1 rRNA gene is annotated in these 1,308 nt (G+C 52.2%); it reads right to left on the bottom strand.

What is annotated here, in order from left to right:
* Nucleotides 1-1,308: ribosomal RNA gene (locus BM271_RS14045) — 23S ribosomal RNA — on the bottom strand; the annotation flags it as partial.

Below are 1,308 nucleotides of genomic sequence, written 5' to 3'. Positions count from 1 at the left end.
CACACGCTCCATCTATCCTACTGCGTCACCACATCACTCAAACGGACACGCACCGGTACAGGAATTTCTACCTGTTGGCCATCGCCTACGCATCTCTGCCTCGGCTTAGGTCCCGACTAACCCAGAGCGGACGAGCCTTCCTCTGGAAACCTTAGTCATTCGGTGGACGGGATTCCCACCCGTCTTTCGCTACTCACACCGGCATTCTCACTTCCAATCGCTCCACATGTCCTCACGATCATGCTTCCCTGCCATTGGAACGCTCTCCTACCATTAATATAAATTAATCCACAGTTTCGGTAATATGTTTAGCCCCGGTACATTTTCGGCGCAGCGTCACTTGACTAGTGAGCTATTACGCACTCTTTAAATGATGGCTGCTTCTAAGCCAACATCCTAGTTGTCTGTGCAACGCCACATCCTTTTCCACTTAACATATATTTTGGGACCTTAACTGGTGGTCTGGGCTGTTTCCCTCTCGACAATGGACCTTATCACCCACTGTCTGACTCCCATGAAGCACATCGATGGCATTCGGAGTTTGTCTGAATTCGGTAACCCGGGATGGGCCCCTCGTCCAAACAGTGCTCTACCTCCACGATGCTCTCATGAGGCTATACCTAAATATATTTCGGAGAGAACCAGCTATCTCCAGGTTCGATTGGAATTTCTCCGCTACCCACACCTCATCCGGTCACTTTTCAACGTAAGTCGGTTCGGCCCTCCATCCAGTGTTACCTGGACTTCAGCCTGGACATGGGTAGATCACCTGGTTTCGGGTCTGCAACCACATACTCAATTCGCCCTCTTCAGACTCGCTTTCGCTGCGGCTCCGCATTCGCTGCTTAACCTTGCATGTAATCACAACTCGCCGGTTCATTCTACAAAAGGCACGCCATCACCCATTAACGGGCTCTGACTACTTGTAGGCACACGGTTTCAGGTTCTGTTTCACTCCCCTTCCGGGGTGCTTTTCACCTTTCCCTCACGGTACTGGTTCGCTATCGGTCACTAAGGAGTATTTAGCCTTGGGAGATGGTCCTCCCGGATTCCGACGGAATTCCTCGTGTTCCGCCGTACTCAGGATACACCGCTCAGTGGAATGGATGATGCCTACGGGACTCTTACCCCCTATAGTCGGCCGTTCCAGGCCGTTCAGCTTGCCATTCCACCGATTATCGGTGTCCTACAACCCCAGCCGAAGCTGGTTTGGGCTCTTCCCGTTTCGCTCGCCGCTACTCAGGGAATCGATTTTTCTTTCTCTTCCTCCGGGTACTGAGATGTTTCAGTTCCCCGGGTCTACCGCCG

Source organism: Salinicoccus halodurans, assembly GCF_900114445.1.
Taxonomy (GTDB): Bacteria; Bacillota; Bacilli; order Staphylococcales; family Salinicoccaceae; genus Salinicoccus; species Salinicoccus halodurans.
Note: the sequence above shows the minus strand (reverse complement) of the source record. Positions and strands in the feature narration are given on the sequence as shown.